The sequence below is a fragment of the Donghicola sp. XS_ASV15 genome (assembly GCF_041224595.1).
Taxonomy (GTDB): domain Bacteria; phylum Pseudomonadota; class Alphaproteobacteria; order Rhodobacterales; family Rhodobacteraceae; genus Donghicola.
Genome location: NZ_JBGFGN010000157.1, coordinates 240,025 through 254,863, shown reverse-complemented (window position 1 = coordinate 254,863; position 14,839 = coordinate 240,025). Strand labels below are relative to the sequence as shown.

Below are 14,839 nucleotides of genomic sequence, written 5' to 3'. Positions count from 1 at the left end.
GAGAGCGTTATGCCGCTGAAGAATCGGTTTGCCGAAATGTTGCCAGAGATCACCGCGTGGCGGCGGGATTTCCACGCCAATCCAGAGTTGCTGTTCGACGTGCACCGGACCGCCGACACCGTGGCCGACAAGCTGCGGGAATTTGGCTGCGACGAGGTCGTGACGGGGATTGGCCGTACTGGCGTTGTGGGCATCATCAAGGGCCGCGAGGACGGGCGGACGATTGGCCTGCGCGCGGACATGGATGCTCTGCCAATCCTAGAGGCGACGGGCAAACCCTATGCCAGCCAGAACGCCGGAAAGATGCACGCTTGCGGACATGATGGTCATACCTCGATGCTGCTGGGGGCCGCGAAATATCTGGCCGAGACGCGGAATTTCGCAGGTACGGCTGTGGTCATCTTTCAGCCCGCCGAAGAGGGCGGGGGTGGCGGCCGCGAGATGTGCGAGGACGGCCTGATGTTCCGCTTTGGCATCGAAGAGGTCTACGGCATGCACAACTGGCCGGGCATTCCGGCGGGCAAGTTCGCGATCCGTCCGGGCGGGTTCTTTGCTGCGACGGACCAGTTCGAGATCATCATTCACGGACGCGGCGGCCATGCGGCGAAACCCCACGAGACGACCGACCCGATCGTGACCGCGTCCCATGTGGTGACGGCGCTGCAGACGATTGCCTCGCGCTCTGTGGACCCTGTGCATCAGGTCGTGGTCTCTGTGACCTCGATCGAGAGCAGCTCCAAGGCGTTCAATGTGATCCCCGAAAAGGTCACGATGAAGGGCACTTTCCGCACCTTGGACAAGGATGTGCGTCATCAGACGGAAGAGCGCATCAAGGCGGTCGCAACCCAGTCGGCAGCGGCCTTGGGTGCGGTGGCCGAGGTCAAAATCCATCATGGCTATCCGGTCATGGTGAATGCGGACGAAAACACCGTCTATGCCGCAGATGTGGCGCGGTCGCTGACGGGCCAGTGCGACGAGGCCCCGCTGATCATGGGGGGCGAAGATTTCGCCTATATGCTAGAGGAGCGGCCGGGGGCCTATATCCTTGTGGGGAACGGTGACAGCGCGCCGGTGCACCATCCCGAGTACGACTTCAACGACGAGATTATCCCAGCGGGTTGCAGCTGGTTCGTTGGCATGGTCGAGGCGCGCCTGCCGCTGAGGGCCTAAGATTTTCGGAACCTTTCGGGGCCTGCGTGGTTGTATCTGCAAGACACGAACGCAACCCCGAAAGGACACGAAGTCATGGATATCATTCGCATTATCGTCGCAATCTTCCTGCCCCCGCTGGGTGTTTTTCTGCAGGTGGGTATCGGTAAATCCTTCTGGATCAACATCCTGCTGACCCTGCTGGGCTACATCCCCGGTATCGTCCACGCCGTCTACGTCATCGCGACTGTCGGTCCGGATCATCGCCACGCATGATCGACGAAAATCAAATAAGACGGCTTGAGAGAGCTGAGCGCATGGCGCGGTTGATGGACCGCGCCTTTCGCGTGCCCGGCACGTCGATCCGGTTCGGGTGGGACTCTATTCTGGGTCTCGTTCCTGGGGTCGGGGATACGGTGGCGCTGATCCCGTCACTTTATATTCTGGGGTTGGCCCATGGGTCCGGCGCCTCTATCGGTTTGCTGGCCAAGATGGTCTGGAACATGATTCTGGACTGGTTCATCGGCCTGTTTCCCTTGGTCGGCGACCTGCTGGACGTCGGGTTCAAAGCAAACATCCGCAACGCCCGCCTGTTGCGCGAGCATCTCGAATCTCTGCCCGCGTGATTTGCCAAATGCGCCCCGCCACGATAAGCCGCTGATCATCACGGACCATCAGCGGGGCGATCATGCAGCCGGCCAACATTATCTGCATCAAGTGGGGCACCTTGTTCGGCCCCGAATATGTAAACCGGCTCTATTCCGGTGTGCGCCGGAACCTGAACGTGCCCGTCCGGTTTTTCTGCATGACAGAACATTCCGAAGGCTTTCACCCCGACATCGAAGTTCTGGATCTGCCGTCCGAGCCGTATCAGGCCGAGATGGACGCCGCGCTCGCTGTGGCAAACCGCCAAGGCGCGATGCGCAAAACCTCTTTGTTCCGGTCCGGTCTAATTCCTGATCTGCAGGGGCCGATCTTGGGCTTCGATCTGGATGTGGTGATCACAGGCGATCTAACCCCGATCTGGGAGATGGCCCCGGGCAAGGTCGCCATGCGCCATGACTGGACCGAAAAGCGCAAGGGTCGTCCCACCGGCCACGGTAGCGTGTTCCGCTACGATCCCGCGGTGCACGGCTACCTCTATGACGAGTTGGCCACCGACACCTACAAGGTCGTCGAAGAGGCTCGCGGATCAGAGCAGCGCTATACCTCGCACAAGGCGATGGAGAAGGGCGATTTCGCCTACATCCCCGAAGATCTGGTGGTCAGCTACAAATACGACTGCCTTGGTCTGCCGCCTGTGAACTACCTGCGCGATCCGATCCTGCCAGAGAATGCGCGGGTTGTTTGCTTCCATGGGCGCCCCAAAATGCCCGAAGCAATTGCGGGCTACACCGGTTCCCTGATCCGATACTCGCGCCCCTGTGCATGGTTGCAGGATCACTGGGTCGACCGCGCCCGCACCGATCTTGGCGACGCGTGGGCGTGACACCTGCGTGAGCGCGCAAAACTGCGGATTGCTGCGCTAGGTCTTGTCGGGCAAGGTTCTCCCTTGAGGAGATGCCCATGACCACTCTGTTTGACGACATGCCGGAACGCGCTCTGGAATGGTACCGGGATGGCCGCGGTGCCGCACTGGCTACTGTGGTGGAAACATGGGGCAGTGCGCCCCGCCGCACCGGCAGTATGTTGGCGATTTCCGGAAATGGGGAAATGGCAGGGTCAGTGTCCGGTGGCTGCGTCGAGGGCGCTGTTGTTCTTGAGGCGCTGGACGCCATCGGTGACGGCCAGCCGCGCCTGCTAGAATACGGCATTGCAGACGACGACGCCTTTGCTGTGGGGCTCGCATGTGGGGGGACAATACGCGTGCTGGTCCAGCCGGTGGGGGACGCTCTGCCGGTCGAGGTGCTGGAGGCGCTTGTCGCCAAGCGCACGGCGCGAGAACAGGTTGCACTGGTCACTGATCTTGAGATTGGGGGGCCAAAGTTAGTGGTCGACCGCTATGCAGATCGCTTCAGACTAGACCGCTCTGGCGTCGGAGAGGATGGTCGAACCTTTGTTGCGGTACAAAATCCGCCTTTGGAACTGATCATCGTAGGCGCCGTTTATATCGCCCAAGCCTTGGTTCCCATGGCGCGAATCGCGGGGTTTGATGCGGTTGTCGTTGATCCCCGCGAAAGCTTTGCCAGCGCCGCGCGGTTCCCCGAGACTCGGATCATCAACGAATGGCCAGACGAAGCGATAGGGCAGGTTGGCATCCATGCGCGGACTGCGCTGGTGGTGTTGGCACATGATCCAAAACTGGACGATCCAGCATTGCTGCGGGCTGTGGACAGTAAGGCTTTCTACATTGGAGCGTTGGGATCAAAACGAACCCATGCCAAACGAGTGGAGCGTCTGAGGGCCGCAGGCGTTTCGGCGGAGGACATCGCGCGGATCGATGCACCTGTTGGCATGGACATTGGGGCATCTGGACCGGCCGAGATTGCCGTCTCGATCTTGGCGCAGCTGGTGGCGAGGTTGCGTCACGGTTAAGTGCTTTGCGCCTCATCGCATATGAAAAGGCGACCCTTGGTAGAGGTCGCCTTGATTGTCTTTACACAGGTGCTGCTTAGAAATTCAGCGCGCCGCGGATCTGGGCAAGAACTTCGCTCAGCGCTTCAGGGGAGTTCTGCGCTTGGGTCAGAGCGGCATCCAGTGCGGTCTTCTGCAGGGCACTGAGGTCGGCGCCATCAATGATGGCCTTCACGCGCTCCATGTCGAAACCTTCGACGGTCAGCAGCGACTCAAGACCTTCTTCAGTGGTGCCAGCATTCGCTTCGGCTTCAGCTTCATTCATAGGCGTGTCGCCAAGAGCTTCCTGAGCGGCTTCGCCAGCCTCGGTGGTGGTCACCAAGTCGCCATCGGTGACTTCATTCACGCCATTCGCAACGGCCTGTGCGGCATCGTTCAGGCCGTCCGCTGTCGCATCACCTGCGTCTTCTGCGGTTTCCTCGATGGCGGCACCTGCTTCGCTGGCCTCTTCTGCGATTTCATCGCCTGCTGTATCCGCAGCCTGAGCGGCCTCTTCTGCAGCTTCTTCGGTCGCCTCCGCTGCATTATCAGCGGTGTTTTCAATTGCAGCGACGGCTTCGCCGGTTTCCTCTGCGATTTCGTCACCGGCCGCATCAGCCATCTGAGCGGCATCAGCAGCGGCTTCTTCGGTCGCCTCTGCCGCGTTCTCGGCAGTGTTTTCGATTGCAGCGGCAGCTTCGCTGGTTTCTTCGGCGATCTCGTCGCCAGCAGCGTCAGCCATCTGGGCCGCGTCAGCAGCAGCTTCTTCGGCCGCTTTTTCAGCGTTCTCGGCTGCAATAGCTGCGTCTTCGGTCAGCTCCTGAGCACTGTTCTTCGCGTCCTCATAGGCATCTTCGATCGCCTCACCTGCGGCGTTCAGCGCTTCAACTGTGGCAGCGACGGCGTCGTTCGCGACATCAGAGACGGCGTCTGCTGCATCGCTCGCCATATCGGTGACGGCTTCACCTGCTTCGGATGCCGCGTCAGCGGTGTCCTCTGCGGCTTCGTCAATGGTCTCTTCGGCGGCGGCGGCGTTTTCTTGGACGCCCTCGCGGATGTCCTCTTCGCCGGGACCCGTGTAGAGCGTGTAGACGCCCAGAGCCACAAGCACAGCGACAAGTGCGATTGCCAAATTCTTCATGAAAAGATCCTCTCTTTCGTATGCCGTCCCAACGTGCGCAAAGGCGTCTGGTTCCACTGTCCAATCAATTCTTGTCGATTGGGGTGATTTCCCCAGAAAACAGGGCGGTTTCGCGAATCCCCGCTTGAAAGCCGGACGGTCTGGCCTTACGTTCCGCTCTCAATTTCCCGTTCATGATTGAAGGAACACAGCCATAGGACGCAGACCGCATAACGCGCCGCCCACCCGTGAAACCGGCCCCCGTATCAACGGAGCCATTCGCGGACCCGAGATTCGCCTGATTGGTGCCGACGGAGAGAACGTAGGCCTGATCCACCCTGCCAAAGCTTTGGACATGGCAGTTGCAGCGGGTCTCGATCTGGTGGAGATTTCCCCCAGCGCCAAACCCCCCGTGTGCAAGATCATGGACTTTGGCAAGTTCAAGTACGAACAGCAGAAGCGGGAATCCGAGGCGCGCAAGAAGCAGAAAATCATCGAAGTCAAAGAGGTAAAGTTCCGTCCCAACACGGACACCCACGACTACGAAGTGAAGATGCGCAACGTTCTCAAGTTCCTGGAGAAGGGCGATAAGGTCAAAGTGACCCTGCGCTTCCGTGGCCGTGAGATGGCTCACCAGAACCTTGGCCGCGAACTCCTTGAGCGGGTCGCTGCTGACGTCAAGGAACTGGGCAAGGTCGAGAATATGCCGAAGATGGAAGGTCGCCAGATGATCATGGTGATCGGTCCGCTTCCCAAGTAATCGGTTCTCCGGTTCTAGGAATGCGAGCGCGTCCTTTGGGGGCGCGCTTTTTTCTTTGGTCTTGTGGCGGCGTTGATGGGTGCGCCTTGAGTATTTTTGGCAAAAAGAAACCGCGGTCGGGAAACTGTCCTGACCGCGGTTTTTCATGTTTCGTTCGGATGTGTTTTAGCCGACGAAGGCTTTCTCCACCACGAATTCTGCGGGCTCGGAGTTTGCGCCCTCGCGCAGGCCGGCGCCTTCGAGGATCTCCATGATGTCCTTGTTGAAGGGCAGGGAGCCGCAGACCATACCGCGGTCAGTCTCGGGCGAGAGGCCCTCAATCCCGAGGTCTTTGAAGACGGTGCCGTCCTTCAGCAGGTCAGTGATGCGGCCCATCTTGGGGCTCTCTTCGCGGGTTGTGGTCGGGTAGTAGACCAGCTTGTCCGCGAAACCTTCTCCCATCAGTTCGGACAGAAGTTCATCGTTGCGGACCGACTCCACCAGTTCTTTGCCGTACTGCAGCTCGCTGACTTCACGGGTGGTGTGGGTCAGGATGATCTGGTCGTAGTCCTCATAGGTCTGGGGTTCGCGGATCAGCGAGGCGAACGGCGCGATGCCGGTGCCGGTTGCGAACAGCCACAGACGCTTGCCAGGCAGCAGGGCATCGTGCACCAGCGTGCCCACGGGCTTGGGGCGCAGAATGATCTGGTCGCCCGGCTGGATGTGCTGGAGTTTCGAGGTCAGCGGGCCGTCCTGCACCTTGATCGAGTAGAACTCCAACTCTTCGTCCCAAGCGGGCGAGGCGATGGAGTATGCGCGAAGCAGCGGCTTTTGCCTGCCTGTTTCGGGGTGCGGATCGCCCATCAGGCCGATCATGACAAATTCGCCCGAACGGAAGCGCAGCGACGCGGGGCGCGTCACGCGGAATGAGAACAGGCGGTCATTCCAGTGCTTGACCGAGGTGACGGTCTGCGCATCGGGAAGAATGACTTTCGAAACGGGTTGCTCGGTCACGGCGGTTTGTTCGGTCATCGTGTATCTCTTTTCTCTGCCGCCCTAAACATAGCGACACATTCTGTAATTTGAAAGTGACTTAGCTGGCGCGGAGGCGCGACTGATAGTCATGTGCCTGCCAGTTGGCGCGGAACTTCCATTGGTCTTCGGGCTGGCGGGCGGCGAGCTCGGAACTGATTTCAACCTCATCAAAGCCGCAGCGGCGCGCCATTGCATATTGGTCAGCGATAACATGGCCTTGGGCGCGCAGGCGGCCCGTGTAGCCCATGTCTCTGAGACGGCGAGCAATACCAAATCCGCGGCCATCCGCAAAGGAGGGAAATGCCACACGAATAAGCGCAAGCTCGTTAAAGCGGGTTTGAATGCCTGTTAGATCGGCATCTGACGCCAAATCCGCCACATCTGCGCGGTCTTCGAAGCCGCCGGTCCAGTCATCTGCGGCGAAACCCGCGTCGGTCACGATTACAGTCATGCGTTCACTCCTTTGCGGACCATTTTGCCATTCACGAAATGGATGCCGCATTCGGTTTTGTCCTGTCCACGCCAGCGGCCGGCACGGGGATCTTCGCCTTCTTTGACCGGCGAGGTGCAGGGTGCACAGCCAATCGAGGGATAGCCTTTGGCCACCAAGGGGTGACGGGGCAGGCGGTTTTCTTCCATGTAGTTCTTGATATCCTCGGGCGCCCATTTGGCCAGAGGATTGACTTTGATGCGGCCGGTGCCCTCTTCGACCTCGAAGAAATCGAGGGCGGCGCGGGTGCCTGCCTGAAAACGTTTGCGGCCAGTGATCCAGCCGTCAAACCCTTTGAGTGCGTTTTCCAGCGGCACGGTCTTGCGTAGGGCGCAGCACGCGTCGGTGCTGAACTGGTGCAAGGTGCCGTCGGGGTCGTTCCGTGCGATTTCCGTCTCTGACGCGCGGATGACGCGCATGTCGGTAAAGGCCAGACGCTCTGCCAGATCGGACTGGTAGGCCAGCGTTTCGGCGAAAAGCATCTGGGTGTCGATAAAGATCACAGGCGTGCTGCGGTCGATGATCGACACGAGGTGCAAGAGCACAACCGACTCGGCGCCGAAACTGGAGACCAGCGCCAGTTCCCCCGCTTGGGGGTCCTGAAGCGCCTGTTCCAGCACGGAGGTCGCCCCGTGGTGTTTGTAGCGTTCGTTCAGTTCGGCAACGCGGGCGTGCAACTCTGCATCGTCCGTGCCCTTATCGGGCACGGCGTCAGGCACGCCGCCGAACAGAACATCGCTTTTGCGATCAGGCTGCATTCGCCTTTTCCTCTGCTTCGGGGTAGAGCGCCGCCTTGAAAGGGGCGGGCCCCACACGCCGATATGCGTCGATAAAACGTTCCTCGGCCGAGTCGCGCAGCTCCAGATAGGCCAGCATCAGACGCTCGACCGCAGGAACGATCTGGTCATAGCTGAAGCCGGGTCCCGCACGTTCGCCAACCACTGCGTTCTCGGTGTGATCGCCGCCCAGAGTGACCTGGTAGTTTTCAACGCCAGCGCGATCCAGACCCAGAATGCCGATATGGCCCACGTGGTGGTGACCACATGCGTTGATGCAGCCTGAGATCTTGATCTTCAGCTCGCCGACTTCGTGCTCGATCTTCAGCTCTTCGACGCGGGTCGCGATCTGCTGAGCGATCGGGATCGAACGCGCGGTGGCCAGTGCGCAGTAGTCCATGCCGGGGCAGGCGATAATATCCGACGCCAGACCGATGTTCGCGGTGCCAAGGCCAGCTTCTTTCAGGGCTTTGTGCAGGGCGGGCAGGTCCGACTTGTGCACGTGGGGCAGGATCACGTTCTGCTCGTGGCTGATGCGCAGCTCTCCATAGGCGTAGTTGTCCGCCAAATGAGCCATCAGACGCATCTGGTCGGCGCTTGCGTCACCGGGGGTCTTGCCGTGCTCTTTGATCGAGATGGTCACAATGGCGTGGTCCGCCTGCTTGTGCTCGGTCAGGTTGGTGTCGGCCCATGCGCGGAAGACGGGGTCATTGTCGTAGGCCACGGTGTAAGGCGTGGTTTCGGCGTTGCGGAAGGCGGGCGGCAGGAAGTGCTGCTCAATATCCGCCAGCAGCTTCTGGTCGAAACCGCCGAACTGGTCGCGGATCGCAGCATAGCGCGCCTCAACCTTCTCACGGAAGGTATCCAGTCCCTGCTCGTGCACGGTGATCTTGATGCGCGCCTTATACTTGTTGTCGCGGCGGCCTTCGATGTTCCAGACAGATACGATCGCCTCGAGGTAGGGCAGCAGGTCTTCTTTGCTGACGAACTCGTTGATGACTTTGCCGATCATCGGGGTCCGGCCAAGGCCGCCACCAACGATGACTTCGAAACCGATCTCGCCGTTCTTTTCGACTGCGCGCAGGCCGATGTCGTGCGCTTTGGTCACAGCGCGGTCGTTCGGCGATCCGGTGATTGCGATCTTGAACTTGCGGGGCATGAACTGGAATTCGGGGTGGTCGGTGGACCACTGGCGCAGCAGTTCAGCCACGGGGCGCGGGTCGATCAACTCATCCTTGGCGGCGCCGGCAAAGTGGTCGGCGGTAACGTTGCGGATGGTGTTGCCTGAGGTCTGGATGGCGTGCAGGCCAACCTCGCCCAACGCGTCCAGCATATCGGGGATATCAGGCAGTTTGGGCCAGTTGTACTGGATGTTCTGACGGGTGGTGAAGTGGCCGTAGCCCTTGTCCCACTTTTCCGCCAGCAGAGCCAGCTGGCGCATCTGGTCCGACGACAGGGTGCCGTAGGGGATCGCGACACGCAGCATGTAGGCGTGCAGCTGCAGGTATACACCGTTCATCAGACGCAGGGGACGGAACTCATCCTCGGTCAGCGATCCGTCAATGCGGCGCTCAACCTGGCTGCGGAACTGGGCATTGCGCTCTGCCAGAAAGGCGGCGTCGAATTCGTTATACTTGTACATGCGATTATACCTCGGCGTTGGCGGCTTGCTTGCCGTGGAAGTAGTTCGAGGGCCCGGTGCGGCGGAAATCCTCGCGGAAGTGGGTGGGCTCGGGGCCATTCTCGCCGGCGACTGCATCGGCCAGATAGGCGCCGACGGTGATCTCGGGCTGGGCCTGAGCGTGCAGCAGACGGACCTGTGCGTGGGCTTCATCCTCGATCAGCTCGGCCTCGCACATGAGGCGGGTCCAGCGGTCATCTGCGGTCAGGTAGATTACATCTCCTTCCAGCAGGTGGTTTGCGGTCACGACCTTGGGTGTGAATTTGCGGGCCATATCAGGCGAGCTCCTGTGTCAAAACGAAGTGGCAGTTTGCATCTGCAGAAATCTGAACTGCGCCGTAGCGTGTCGTGCTCAGTCCTGCAAGGTTGCGCAGCTATGCCGTCCGAGAGATTCCGGTTGCGGTGATCTTGGTCTTTACATAGGAAATCTTCCCCCATATTGGCTATATGGCGCAGCCAATAAGGACGTTTGTTCCATTCGTGGCGCGACATAGAACGTGGGTTTTCCAAAACAGGGGAAATGCAGAATGAGCGTACGGCTTGATCAGGTAGACCGGAAAATCCTTTCGGAGTTGCAAGAGGATGCGAGCCAGTCGCTGGACGAAATCGCCAAAAAAGTGGGGTCTTCGAAGACACCTGTGTGGAACAGAATTCGCAAATTGCGCGATGCTGGCGTGATTGGAGCGCAGACTGTGCGGCTCGATCCCGAGGCGCTGGGGTTCGATGCCTGCTTCTTTGTCCTGATCCGTACCAGCGCCCACGAGAAAGAATGGCAGGACAAATTTCTGACCGCCGTACGCGAACGCCCCGAGGTCCAAGAGGCGCACCGTCTGGCCGGTGATATCGACTACATCCTGAAGGTGCGGGTCGAAAACGCCCGGGCCTATGACAAGTTCTACCAGGCTTTGATCTCAGAGGTGCGCGTGCACAACGTCACGGCGCTTTTGTCGATGGAAGAAATCAAGAGCACGACAGCGCTGCCGCTCTAGTAGGTGACGTTCAACGCCTTGAGCCCGTGGAAGTGGTAGACGTTCGCATATTCCGGTTGACCGTTTAGCGCCAGATTGGGGCGACGCTCGAACAGCACCCGTAGGGCGATCTGCATCTCTAGGCGCGCCAGTGGTGCACCGATGCAGAAGTGGATGCCGCCGCCGAAGCTGGTGTTCGTTTTCGCCGAACGGGTCGGGTCGAAGCGGTCCGGCGCGTCCCAAGCCGCAGAATCACGGTTTGCCGAGGCCAGCATCAGCGCCACCTGTTGCCCGCGTTTGAAATCATAGCCAAACAGCGTCACATCTTCGTAGGCATAACGCGTAAAGACGTGCAGGGGCGGATCGTAGCGCAAGATTTCCTCGACCGTGGCCTGAACAGCGTCCCCTTGTAGGGCGGACACGGGAATTCTGTTCTCGATCAGGGTTTTTACGCCGTTTCCTAGTGTGTGGACGGTCGCCTCGTGTCCCGCATTGAGCAGCAGAATGCAGGTGGCGATCATTTCGTCCACGGTCAGACGCTGACCGTTTTCCTCGGCCGCGATAAGTTCAGAGATCAGATCATCCGCAGGGGTCGCGCGGCGGTCGGCGATGTAGTCCTCCATGAAGGAGGCAAATTCGCGGGCGGCGGTATTGGCGGCGACTTCGTCTTCGTGAGTGCGGCCCGCTTGGTACATCCCGACCATGGCGTTGGACCATGACAGCAGTTGGTTCGCCATGCCTTCGGGCACGCCAAGAAGGCGGGCGATGACGATCACCGGTACCATTGCGCAATAGGCGGGCAGCAAATCGCATCCGCCCATGGGCATCTCATCGATCAGGTGATGACTCAGGCGTTCAATTTCGGGACCCAGCCCCTTGATCCGGCGGCTGGTAAAGGCCCGAAGCACGAGCGATCTGAGGCGGGTGTGACGCGGGGCTTCGAGTTCCAGCATCGAGTGGTCTTCGATCCGGTAAAAGTCTGTCAGATGCGGGGCAGGGGCGCTCTGCAATTCCGTGGGGATTTCACGGCCGAACCGCTTGTCCTTGAGCAGGGCGGCCACAGCCTCGTGCGTAAAAGCGGCGGGCATGTTGTAGTCCTGCCAATCGTGCACAGGGCTCGCGGCGCGGGCAGCCTCGTAAAACGGATAGGGGTTCTGGACGAACGCGGGCTGCGTCGGCGACTGCTCTAAAACTGACATGCGGTGACATTGCGCAACTGTTCCCCCCTGCGCAAGAGCCTGTTGCACGCGACAATGGTGCTCTTTGCATTCTGCCTATGTTGCCAATCCTCTGGCGCAGGTCGCGGCAGATTGGTAGCACAAAGATATGAGCACAGGATTGTGGCGCCGCATCAGCCTCGTGGCTGCGTTTGTGATTGCCGTCGGGGGCGTTGCCTCCGCGCTGTACAGCTATGCGCACACCCAAGCATTGGAGCAAATCGCGCAACGAGGACGGTCGGATTTGGCGCTGGCCTCGGACCGGCTGCGGGCAGAGTTGCAGCGCTACCGCGAACTGGGGATTTATCTGGCGGATCATCCTTTGGTCACCTTGCCCGTCTTCGAGCAGGGGCTGAACGAGCTGTTCGTCAGGTCGATGGACAAAACGACGGCGCTGGATGTCGTCCTGCTGGATGCAGAGGGGCACGTGGTTTCAAACGCCATCGGCGAGCCCCCTTCCGATTGGTCAGAGGTGCCGTTTTTTCAGCGCGCCATGGACGGAGCTTTGGGGAGCTTCCACGCCTATAGCCCGCGGTTTGAACGCCGTGCCTTTTATTATGCGGCGCCGGTTTTTGGCATAGATCGCAGCGTGCAAGGCGTGGTCGTTGTCGTGGTTGATATCGAGAGGATCGAGAGGGATTGGCGCGGCGGTGTCCCAGTTGTCTTTTTCACTGATGACTTGGGTGTCGTCTTTGTCGCGAACCGCGAGGAGTTGCTGTATTTGCAGCGGGGCACCGGCAAGACCAGCAGCAGTGCCAGCTACGAAGCGCTGAGCTTGCGTCCCTTTCTGTCCTACACGGTCGAGCAGCGGGGTGATCTGGAGCTGTGGGCGCTAGACGCGGGGCGGTATGTGCCTGCCCGCTCTTTGCACTTGGTGCAAGAGATGCCCGTGATCGGCATGCGGGCCGAGGCGCTGGTGGACATTGCGCCTGCCGCGAAGCTAGCCAGCCTACAGGCAGCTGTCGTTGCTGCGATCCTGCTGGCGTTCGGTGCGCTGTTATTCTTGGCGACAGAGCGGCGACGGACCCTGACTTTGGTAAACCAACGGCTGGAAGAGAGGGTCGCGCAGCGCACCGCCGAATTGGAGCGCGCGCAGGCTGATCTGGTGCAGGCGGGCAAGCTTAGCGCCTTGGGCAAAATGTCCGCTGGCATCAGTCACGAATTGAACCAGCCCTTGATGGCGGTTCAAAGCTTTGCCGAGAATGCTGCGCTGTACCTAGAGAGGGACCGCGTGCCCGAGGCGCGGGCCAATCTGGACCGGATTTCGGATATGGCCCACCGGATGGGTCGGATCATCAAGAACCTGCGTGCTTTTGCGCGCCAAGAGAAAGAGCCCGTGGGGCGGGTCGATTTGACGGGCGTGATCCGCAGTGCTTTGGAATTATCCGAAGCGCGGATGGAGCGCGAAGGCGTCTCGCTGGTATGGTCTGACCGAGAGACACCGGTGCTGGTACGGGGCGGCGAGGTACGCTTGCAGCAGGTGGTGTTGAACCTGATCTCGAACGCCTTGGACGCAATGGTGGCGCAGACCTTTCAGTGCCTGTCGATCTCTGTCACGCGCGAACCAGGCAAGGTGACCCTTTGCATAGCGGATACTGGGCCGGGCATCGAGGCACCGGAAAAGATCTTTGACCCCTTTTATTCGACCAAAGAAGTTGGCGCATCCGAAGGCATGGGGCTGGGCCTCTCCATCTCTTATGGTCTGGTCCAGAGCTTCGGCGGCATGATACGGGGCGAGAACGCCCCCGAGGGCGGCGCTCTGTTCACCGTTGAATTGCAGCCATGGCAAGAGGATAGCACATCATGATCCGTTCCGTTCTGGTCGTCGAAGATGACGCTGCCGTGCGCGAGGCACTGGGGCAGACGCTGGATCTGGGGGGCTTTGAGCCGACACTCTGCGGATCTTTTGTCGCCGCCAAAGATATGATCACCCGCGATTTTCAGGGTGTGATCCTGTCAGACATTCGCATGTCGGGGCGCGATGGGTTCTACCTGCTAGACTATGCTAGGGGGCAAGATGCGGAACTGCCGGTGATCCTGCTGACTGGCGAAGGCGATATTCCAATGGCGGTCAAGGCGATGGGCGCAGGGGCTTTTGACTTCCTAGAAAAGCCATGCGCGGCCAAGGATCTGCTTGCGGTTCTGGAGCGCGCGCTTGCGAGCCGCGAATTGGTGATCGAGAACCGCAGCCTGAAAGAACAGCTGGTTCAGGGCGATCCCGCAGCCCGTATGATCTTTGGCAAATCGGCTGCGGTGGACACGCTACGGTCTCATGTGCGGGCGGTGGCAGCGACGGGGGCAGATGTCCTTGTCACCGGTGCCCCTGGCACGGGCGTTCCGAAATGCGCCGAGGTGATCCACTTGCTGTCCCCAAACGCGCGCAAACCGTTCGAGAAACGCTCTGCCGCCGCGCTCAGCGTCGAGGAGTTAGAGCGCGCGCTGGACAAGGCCGAGGGTGGTAGCTTGTTTCTGGACGAGATCAGCTTGCTCCCGCAGGAAACCCAGTTCGCTTTGGCGCAGCGATTGGAAACGCCCGCGCCGCGTATTCTGGCGGGCTGTACCCGTGATCTGAACGAAATGGTGTCCAAGGGCGAGTTTAGCAGCGATCTGTATTACCGGCTCGAAGGGGTGCGGGTGTACATTCCTGGCTTGCGCGAGCGCCCCGAGGATATTCCGATCATCTTTCGCCAATACGTCGCGCAGGCGGCCGAGCAGGCGGGTGTGACTGCCCCCGAGATCACACCCGACACAATCGCGCGTCTGATGGCGCAGGATTGGCCGGGTAATGCGCGAGCGCTGATGAATGCCGCGATGCGCTTTGCCTTGGGACTGGGGGATGTGTCCGAGGACCAGACCCTTGGGCTGGCCGAACAGATGGCGCAGGTCGAACGCTCGCTCTTGATCGAAGCCCTGCGCAAACACGCAGGCCAAGCGACGGCTGCGGCCAAGGCGCTCAAGTTGCCGCGAAAAACCTTCTACGACAAGCTGACGCGCCACGGGATTCGACCCGAAGACTTCCGATCCGAGTGATGTGCGGAAATCCGCACAAGCGGATATTTGCGTGTGCGGATTTCCGCACTCTGCTGCAATGCCGCATAGCTGGGTTGCGCC

Annotated in this window: 16 protein-coding genes; 9 read left to right on the top strand and 7 right to left on the bottom strand. The window is 60.2% G+C overall.

Annotated elements, in window-relative coordinates; translation table 11 throughout:
• Positions 1 to 9 precede the first annotated feature (9 nt).
• The 5 genes from AB9K37_RS15665 (at position 10) to AB9K37_RS15645 (ending at position 3,684) form a co-directional block, all read left to right on the top strand.
• Complete coding sequence (locus AB9K37_RS15665; RefSeq protein WP_369840559.1) at positions 10 to 1,170, top strand: M20 aminoacylase family protein; 1,161 nt, start codon at positions 10 to 12, stop codon at positions 1,168 to 1,170.
• Between the two features lie 75 nt (positions 1,171 to 1,245).
• Positions 1,246 to 1,425, top strand: coding sequence for a YqaE/Pmp3 family membrane protein (locus AB9K37_RS15660; protein WP_072707141.1), 180 nt, complete (start codon positions 1,246 to 1,248; stop codon positions 1,423 to 1,425).
• Positions 1,422 to 1,775 (top strand): DUF4112 domain-containing protein, encoded by a 354-nt coding sequence (locus tag AB9K37_RS15655; RefSeq protein ID WP_369840557.1) that lies wholly within the window; start codon positions 1,422 to 1,424, stop codon positions 1,773 to 1,775. The genes AB9K37_RS15660 and AB9K37_RS15655 overlap by 4 nt, the downstream gene beginning before the upstream one ends.
• A 59-nt stretch (positions 1,776 to 1,834) precedes the next feature.
• Positions 1,835 to 2,638, top strand: a complete 804-nt coding sequence (locus AB9K37_RS15650) for a glycosyl transferase (RefSeq protein WP_369840669.1) — start codon at positions 1,835 to 1,837, stop codon at positions 2,636 to 2,638.
• A gap of 77 nt (positions 2,639 to 2,715) precedes the next feature.
• Positions 2,716 to 3,684, top strand: coding sequence for an XdhC family protein (locus AB9K37_RS15645; RefSeq protein WP_369840556.1), 969 nt, complete (start codon positions 2,716 to 2,718; stop codon positions 3,682 to 3,684).
• A gap of 76 nt (positions 3,685 to 3,760) precedes the next feature.
• Here the strand turns inward: AB9K37_RS15645 and AB9K37_RS15640 are convergent, their stop codons facing one another.
• The gene (locus AB9K37_RS15640; RefSeq protein ID WP_369840554.1) at positions 3,761 to 4,843 is read right to left on the bottom strand and encodes a hypothetical protein; all 1,083 of its coding nucleotides are present in this window, start codon (positions 4,841 to 4,843) and stop codon (positions 3,761 to 3,763) included.
• Positions 4,844 to 5,036: 193 nt separating this feature from the next.
• Between AB9K37_RS15640 and infC the strand changes: the two genes are divergently transcribed.
• Entirely contained in the window at positions 5,037 to 5,582 is a 546-nt protein-coding gene (gene infC / locus AB9K37_RS15635; RefSeq protein ID WP_369840667.1) for a translation initiation factor IF-3, read from the top strand.
• Positions 5,583 to 5,747: 165 nt separating this feature from the next.
• Here infC and AB9K37_RS15630 read toward each other — a convergent pair whose 3' ends face one another.
• The 5 genes from AB9K37_RS15630 to AB9K37_RS15610 form a co-directional block, all read right to left on the bottom strand.
• Complete coding sequence (locus AB9K37_RS15630) at positions 5,748 to 6,593, bottom strand: ferredoxin--NADP reductase (RefSeq protein ID WP_369840552.1); 846 nt, start codon at positions 6,591 to 6,593, stop codon at positions 5,748 to 5,750.
• 61 nt (positions 6,594 to 6,654) lie between these two features.
• A complete protein-coding gene (locus AB9K37_RS15625; RefSeq protein WP_072707133.1) occupies positions 6,655 to 7,047 on the bottom strand; it encodes a DUF934 domain-containing protein in 393 nt (130 codons plus the stop codon).
• The gene (locus AB9K37_RS15620) at positions 7,044 to 7,844 is read right to left on the bottom strand and encodes a phosphoadenylyl-sulfate reductase (RefSeq protein WP_369840550.1); all 801 of its coding nucleotides are present in this window, start codon (positions 7,842 to 7,844) and stop codon (positions 7,044 to 7,046) included. The genes AB9K37_RS15625 and AB9K37_RS15620 overlap by 4 nt, the downstream gene beginning before the upstream one ends.
• Positions 7,834 to 9,504: a nitrite/sulfite reductase gene (locus tag AB9K37_RS15615; RefSeq protein ID WP_369840548.1), complete on the bottom strand. Its 1,671-nt coding sequence runs from the start codon at positions 9,502 to 9,504 to the stop codon at positions 7,834 to 7,836. The genes AB9K37_RS15620 and AB9K37_RS15615 overlap by 11 nt, the downstream gene beginning before the upstream one ends.
• Before the next feature lie 4 nt (positions 9,505 to 9,508).
• A complete protein-coding gene (locus AB9K37_RS15610; RefSeq protein ID WP_072707131.1) occupies positions 9,509 to 9,817 on the bottom strand; it encodes a DUF2849 domain-containing protein in 309 nt (102 codons plus the stop codon).
• 253 nt (positions 9,818 to 10,070) lie between these two features.
• On the opposite strand from AB9K37_RS15610, the gene AB9K37_RS15605 reads away from it, so the two are divergent.
• Positions 10,071 to 10,532: an Lrp/AsnC family transcriptional regulator gene (locus AB9K37_RS15605; protein WP_072707130.1), complete on the top strand. Its 462-nt coding sequence runs from the start codon at positions 10,071 to 10,073 to the stop codon at positions 10,530 to 10,532.
• Here the strand turns inward: AB9K37_RS15605 and AB9K37_RS15600 are convergent.
• A complete protein-coding gene (locus tag AB9K37_RS15600) occupies positions 10,529 to 11,710 on the bottom strand; it encodes a cytochrome P450 (protein ID WP_369840545.1) in 1,182 nt (393 codons plus the stop codon). The two genes, AB9K37_RS15605 and AB9K37_RS15600, sit on opposite strands and share 4 nt — an antisense overlap.
• A 127-nt stretch (positions 11,711 to 11,837) precedes the next feature.
• Between AB9K37_RS15600 and AB9K37_RS15595 the strand changes: the two genes are divergently transcribed.
• Together AB9K37_RS15595 and AB9K37_RS15590 are read left to right on the top strand one after the other, a co-directional pair.
• The gene (locus AB9K37_RS15595) at positions 11,838 to 13,535 is read left to right on the top strand and encodes an ATP-binding protein (RefSeq protein WP_369840543.1); all 1,698 of its coding nucleotides are present in this window, start codon (positions 11,838 to 11,840) and stop codon (positions 13,533 to 13,535) included.
• Positions 13,532 to 14,758: a sigma-54-dependent transcriptional regulator gene (locus tag AB9K37_RS15590; protein ID WP_369840541.1), complete on the top strand. Its 1,227-nt coding sequence runs from the start codon at positions 13,532 to 13,534 to the stop codon at positions 14,756 to 14,758. Before AB9K37_RS15595 ends, AB9K37_RS15590 begins: the two co-directional genes overlap by 4 nt.
• Positions 14,759 to 14,839 lie beyond the last annotated feature (81 nt).

What these genes read in the sequence shown, in the direction of transcription:
- AB9K37_RS15610 (WP_072707131.1), bottom strand. Translation starts at nt 9,817, where the DNA reads ATGGCCCGCAAATTCACACCCAAGGTCGTGACCGCAAACCACCTGCTG.
- AB9K37_RS15660 (WP_072707141.1), top strand. Translation starts at nt 1,246, where the DNA reads ATGGATATCATTCGCATTATCGTCGCAATCTTCCTGCCCCCGCTGGGT.
- AB9K37_RS15655 (WP_369840557.1), top strand. Translation starts at nt 1,422, where the DNA reads ATGATCGACGAAAATCAAATAAGACGGCTTGAGAGAGCTGAGCGCATG.
- AB9K37_RS15645 (WP_369840556.1), top strand. Translation starts at nt 2,716, where the DNA reads ATGACCACTCTGTTTGACGACATGCCGGAACGCGCTCTGGAATGGTAC.
- AB9K37_RS15620 (WP_369840550.1), bottom strand. Translation starts at nt 7,844, where the DNA reads ATGCAGCCTGATCGCAAAAGCGATGTTCTGTTCGGCGGCGTGCCTGAC.
- AB9K37_RS15590 (WP_369840541.1), top strand. Translation starts at nt 13,532, where the DNA reads ATGATCCGTTCCGTTCTGGTCGTCGAAGATGACGCTGCCGTGCGCGAG.
- AB9K37_RS15640 (WP_369840554.1), bottom strand. Translation starts at nt 4,843, where the DNA reads ATGAAGAATTTGGCAATCGCACTTGTCGCTGTGCTTGTGGCTCTGGGC.
- AB9K37_RS15615 (WP_369840548.1), bottom strand. Translation starts at nt 9,504, where the DNA reads ATGTACAAGTATAACGAATTCGACGCCGCCTTTCTGGCAGAGCGCAAT.
- AB9K37_RS15625 (WP_072707133.1), bottom strand. Translation starts at nt 7,047, where the DNA reads ATGACTGTAATCGTGACCGACGCGGGTTTCGCCGCAGATGACTGGACC.
- AB9K37_RS15665 (WP_369840559.1), top strand. Translation starts at nt 10, where the DNA reads ATGCCGCTGAAGAATCGGTTTGCCGAAATGTTGCCAGAGATCACCGCG.
- AB9K37_RS15605 (WP_072707130.1), top strand. Translation starts at nt 10,071, where the DNA reads ATGAGCGTACGGCTTGATCAGGTAGACCGGAAAATCCTTTCGGAGTTG.
- AB9K37_RS15600 (WP_369840545.1), bottom strand. Translation starts at nt 11,710, where the DNA reads ATGTCAGTTTTAGAGCAGTCGCCGACGCAGCCCGCGTTCGTCCAGAAC.
- AB9K37_RS15630 (WP_369840552.1), bottom strand. Translation starts at nt 6,593, where the DNA reads ATGACCGAACAAACCGCCGTGACCGAGCAACCCGTTTCGAAAGTCATT.
- AB9K37_RS15595 (WP_369840543.1), top strand. Translation starts at nt 11,838, where the DNA reads ATGAGCACAGGATTGTGGCGCCGCATCAGCCTCGTGGCTGCGTTTGTG.